Source organism: Streptomyces sp. XM83C, from assembly GCF_023072675.1.
In the GTDB taxonomy this organism is placed as follows: Bacteria; Actinomycetota; Actinomycetes; order Streptomycetales; family Streptomycetaceae; genus Streptomyces; species Streptomyces thermocoprophilus.
This window is the reverse complement of record NZ_JALLGL010000387.1, coordinates 1-5,043: the sequence shown is the minus strand read 5'-3', so window position 1 is coordinate 5,043 and position 5,043 is coordinate 1. Positions and strand designations below refer to the sequence as shown.

General features: G+C 71.3%; 4 protein-coding genes. All 4 read left to right on the top strand.

Annotation, left to right across the window (positions count from 1 at the left end):
• Positions 1-2,235, top strand: a 2,235-nt coding sequence (locus MTQ10_RS27780; RefSeq protein WP_247473035.1) for a molybdopterin-dependent oxidoreductase, incomplete at its 5' end; no start/stop codon positions are given.
• On the top strand, positions 2,235-3,839 hold the full coding sequence (narH, locus tag MTQ10_RS27775; protein WP_247473034.1) for a nitrate reductase subunit beta: 1,605 nt from the start codon (positions 2,235-2,237) through the stop codon (positions 3,837-3,839). The genes MTQ10_RS27780 and narH, both read left to right, overlap by 1 nt.
• On the top strand, positions 3,839-4,333 hold the full coding sequence (gene narJ, locus MTQ10_RS27770) for a nitrate reductase molybdenum cofactor assembly chaperone (RefSeq protein ID WP_247473033.1): 495 nt from the start codon (positions 3,839-3,841) through the stop codon (positions 4,331-4,333). The genes narH and narJ overlap by 1 nt, the downstream gene beginning before the upstream one ends.
• On the top strand, positions 4,330-5,043 hold a 714-nt coding region (gene narI, locus MTQ10_RS27765; RefSeq protein WP_247473032.1), incomplete at its 3' end, for a respiratory nitrate reductase subunit gamma. The genes narJ and narI, both read left to right, overlap by 4 nt.

The window sequence follows — 5,043 nt, the reverse complement described above, 5'->3', positions numbered from 1 at the left end:
GGGTGGGGGGGGGGCGGGCTGCCGGGTGACTGGCCGTCGTCGTACGAGGACGCCTCCCGCCCGTGCACGCCGGCGTGGCAGGAGGTGCACACGTCGGTGCCGGCGGCGCGGTGTGTGCGGATCGCACGGGAGTTCGCGCGGACGGCGGAGCGGTCGCAGGGCCGCTGCATGATTTTGATGGGGGCGGGCACCAACCACTGGTTCCACTCGGAGACGATCTACCGCGCGTTCCTGGCACTGTTGCAGCTGACGGGCTGTCAGGGGCGCAACGGGGGCGGCTGGGCGCACTATGTGGGGCAGGAGAAGTGCCGGCCGGTGACGGGGTGGGCGACGCTGGCGTCGGCGTCGGACTGGGTGCGTCCGCCGCGGCAGATGATCGGCACCGCGTACTGGTTCCTGCACACCGATCAGTGGCGGTACGACCGTTTCGGGGCGGACGTGCTGGCGTCGCCGCTCGGTGAGGGGCGGCTCGCGGGGATGACGGCCGCGGACTGTGTGGCGCTGTCGGCGCGCGCGGGGTGGATGCCGTCGTGTCCGACGTTCGACCGGAACCCGCTTGAGCTGGGCGAGGTGTTCGGGGACCCGGTGGCGAAGGCGGTGGCGGAGCTGCGGGCGGGCACGCTGCGGTTCGCGTGCGAGGACCCGGACGCGCCGCAGAACTGGCCGCGGGTGCTGACGTTGTGGCGGGCGAATCTGCTGGGGTCGTCGGCGAAGGGCGCCGAGTACTTCACCCGGCATCTGCTGGGCACGCACTCGTCGCTGAGCGCGCGGGAGGCGCGGCCCGATGAGCGGCCCCGGGACGTGGTGTGGCGGGAGGAGGCGCCGGAGGGGAAGCTGGATCTGCTGCTGTCGCTGGACTTCCGGCAGACGTCGTCGACGCTGCTGTCGGACGTGGTGCTGCCGGCGGCGACCTGGTACGAGAAGCACGATCTGTCGTCCACGGACATGCATCCGTTCGTGCACGCGTTCACGCCGGCGGTGGATCCGCCGTGGCAGGCGCGGACCGACTTCGAGACGTTCAAGGCGATCGCGGAGCGGTTCAGTGAGCTGGCCGTGGAACATCTGGGGGTGCGGCGGGATCTTGTGGCGAGCCCGCTGCAGCACGACACGCCGGGTGAGGTCGCGCAGCCGGGCGGGGTGGTGCGGGACTGGCGGCGCGGCGAGTGCGACCCGGTGCCGGGCAGGACGATGCCGAACCTGACGGTGGTGGAGCGGGACTACACACGGATCGGTGAGAAGTTCGCGGCTCTGGGCCCGCTGGTGGAGGAACTCGGGCTGCCCGTGAAGGGGATCGTGCTGCGGCCGGACGAGGAGGTGGCGCTGCTGCGGGAGTCGGGCGGCACCGGGTATCGGGGGCGGCCGTCGCTGGACACGGCGGTGAAAGCGGCGAACGCGATCCTCGCGCTGTCCGGCACCACCAACGGGCGGCTCGCCGTGCAGGGTTTCCGTACCCTTCAGGCGCGTACGGGACGGGAGATGGCGCATCTGGCGGCCGAGCACGAGGGCAAGCGGGTCGGTTACGCGGACACGCAGGCCGCGCCGGTGCCGGTGATCACCTCGCCGGAGTGGTCGGGCAGCGAGGCCGGCGGTCGCCGGTACACGGCGTTCACTCTCAACACCGAGCACGCCAAGCCCTGGCACACCCTGACGGGGCGTCAGCACTTCTTCCTGGACCACGACTGGGTGCACGAGCTGGGCGAGGCGCTGCCGGTGTACCGGCCGCCGCTGGACATGCACCGGCTGTTCGACGAGCCGCGGCTCGGGCCGGACGGGCAGCGGGAGGTCACCGTCCGGTATCTGACCCCGCACAACAAGTGGTCCATCCACTCCGAGTATCAGGACAACCTGTTCATGCTGGCGCTGTCCCGCGGCGGGCAGACGATCTGGATGTCCCCGCAGGACGCCGACGCGATCGGTGTCGGCGACAACGACTGGGTGGAGGCCGTCAACCGCAACGGTGTGGTCGTGGCCCGCGCGATCGTCTCGCACCGGATGCCCGCCGGCACGGTGTACATGCATCACGCGCAGGAACGCACGGTGGCCGTGCCGCGTTCCGAGACCACCGGTATGCGCGGCGGCATCCACAACTCGCTGACCCGGCTGATCCTCAAACCCACGCATCTGGTCGGCGGCTACGCCCAGTTGTCGTGGGCGTTCAACTATCTGGGGCCGACGGGCAGTCAGCGCGACGAGGTGACGGTGATCCGCCGCCGCGGCCAGGAGGTGACGTACTGATGCGTCCCATGGCGCAGCTCGCGATGGTGATGAACCTCGACAAGTGCATCGGCTGCCACACCTGTTCGGTCACCTGCAAGCAGGCGTGGACGAACCGGCGCGGCATGGAGTACGTGTGGTTCAACAACGTCGAGACCAGGCCCGGGCAGGGCTATCCGCGCCGCTGGCAGGACCAGGAGCGCTGGCGCGGCGGCTGGGAGCTGAACCGGCGGGGCGCGCTGCGGCCGGCGGCGGGCGGGCGGTTGCGCAGACTCGCCGGGATCTTCTCCAGTCCGAGGCTGCCGGGCATCACCGACTACTACGAGCCGTGGACGTACGACTACCGCAACCTGACCGACGCGCCCGCGGGTGACGACTATCCCGTGGCGCGGCCGGTGTCGCAGCTCGACGGGCGGCCGACGGAGATCGTGTGGTCGTCGAACTGGGACGACGATCTGGCGGGCGCCCCCGCCCACGGCGACCTCGACCCGATGGTGGAGCGGCTGCGCCGGGAGGCGTCGCGGAAGGTGCGGTTCGCGTACGAGCAGACGTTCATGTTCTATCTGCCGCGGATCTGCGAGCACTGCCTGAACCCGTCGTGTGTGGCGTCCTGCCCGTCCGGCGCGATGTACAAGCGGGTGGAGGACGGCATCGTCCTCGTCGACCAGGACCGGTGCCGGGGCTGGCGGATGTGCGTGACGGGATGCCCGTACAAGAAGGTGTACTTCAACCATCGCACCGGCAAGGCCGAGAAGTGCACGCTGTGCTATCCGCGGATCGAGGTGGGGCTGCCGACGGTGTGCTCGGAGACCTGCGTGGGCCGGCTGCGCTATCTGGGCGTGGTGCTGTACGACGCGGACCGGGTGACGGAGGCGGCGTCCGCACCGGACGAGCGGGGCCTGTACGAGGCGCAGCTGGGGGTGTTCCTCGACCCGGAGGACGCCGGGGTGCGGCGGGCGTGCGCGCGGGCGGGCATCGCGGACGACTGGATCGAGGCGGCGCGCCGCTCCCCCGTGCACGCGCTGATCAGCCGGTACCGGGTGGCGCTGCCGCTGCACCCGGAGTACCGGACGATGCCGATGGTCTGGTATGTGCCGCCGCTGTCGCCGGTGGTGGACGCGCTGACGGAGACCGGGCACGACGGGGAGGACGCCGGGAACCTGTTCGGGGCGATCGACACGCTGCGCATCCCCGTGGAGTACCTGGCCGGGATGTTCACCGCCGGGGACCCGGCGCCGGTGCGGGCCGCGCTGGAGAAGCTCGCCGCGATGCGCTCCCACATGCGGGCGGTGAACCTGGGCGAGGAGCCGGACCCGGGGATCGCCGCCGCCGCGGGGATGACGGCGGGCGAGGTGGAGGGGATGTACCGGCTGCTGGCGATCGCCAAGTACGAGGAGCGGTACGTCATCCCGACGGCGGCCGTGGGGGACGCGCGCCGGATGGAGGAGGCGGCGCTGCCGGACGGGTGCAGCCTGGACTACGAGGGCGGGCCCGGCGCGGGCGGCGACGGACCGTTCGGCGCCGACTCGGGGCGCAGGCGGCTGCCGCTGGTGTCGGTGGAGAACTTCCATCTGCTGCGCCGGCGGCAGACCGAGGACGACGCGGACCCGAAGGAGGCCCCGTGATGCCGGACGACTCCGTGCTGTACCAGGCTTCCGCGCTGTGCCTGACCTACCCGGACGACGGCTTCCGGGCCCGGCTGCCGCTGCTGCGGGAGGCGGCGCCGCAGCTGCGGGAGTTCACCGACCACGCGGCGGTCACCGCGCCCGAGGAGCTGGCCGCGCACTATGTGGAGGTGTTCGACTTCCGCAACCGGCACAGTCTGTATCTGACGTGGTGGCGGGACGGCGACACGCGGCGGCGCGGCATGTCACTGGTCCGCATCAAGGATCTCTACCGGGCGCACGGTCTGGAGTTCACCGGGGAGGAGCTGCCCGACTTCCTGCCGGCGGTGCTGGAGTTCGCGGCCCGCACCGGTGACACGGGGCTGCTCGTCGAACACCGGGACGCGCTGGAGCAGTTGCGGGGCCGGCTCACCGCATTCGGTACACCGTACGCGATCGTGCTGGACGCGGTGTGCGCGACGCTGCCGGCGGCGAAGACCGGGGGGCGGCGATGACGACGCTGCTGTGGGGTGCGCTGCCGTATGTCGCTTTCGTGCTGCTGGTGGCGGGACTGGTGTGGCGGTACCGCTACGACAAGTTCGGCTGGACGACGCGCTCCTCGCAGCTGTACGAGTCGCGGCTGCTGAGCGTCGCCTCGCCGGCGTTCCACTACGGCATCCTGTTCGTGCTGGCCGGGCATCTGGTCGGGCTGTTCGTGCCGGCGTCGTGGACGGACGCGGCCGGGGTGAGCGAGCACACGTACCACCTGTTCTCCCTGTACGGCGGTACGGCGGCCGGGGTGCTGACGGTGGCGGGGATCATGCTGCTGATCTGGCGGCGGCGGACGAGGGCGCCGGTGTTCCGGGCGACGAAGGTCAACGACAAGCTGATGTACGTGGTGCTGCTGGCGGCGATCGTTCTGGGCATGGTCGCCAAGCTGGCGCATTCCTCCGGCGACGGCTACGACTATCGCGCGACGATCGGCCCGTGGGCGCGGAGTCTGTTCACGCTGCGGCCCGACACGGGGCTGATGGAGGGGGTGCCGGTGCTGTACCGGGTGCACGCGGTCGTCGGTATGGCGTTGATCGCGCTGGTGCCGTACACGCGGCTGGTGCACATGTTCAGCGCGCCGGTGCAGTATCTGACGCGACCGTACATCGTCTACCGCAGCCGGGATCCACGGCAGCTGGGTGCGCGGCCGGAGCGGCGGGGGTGGGAGCGGGCG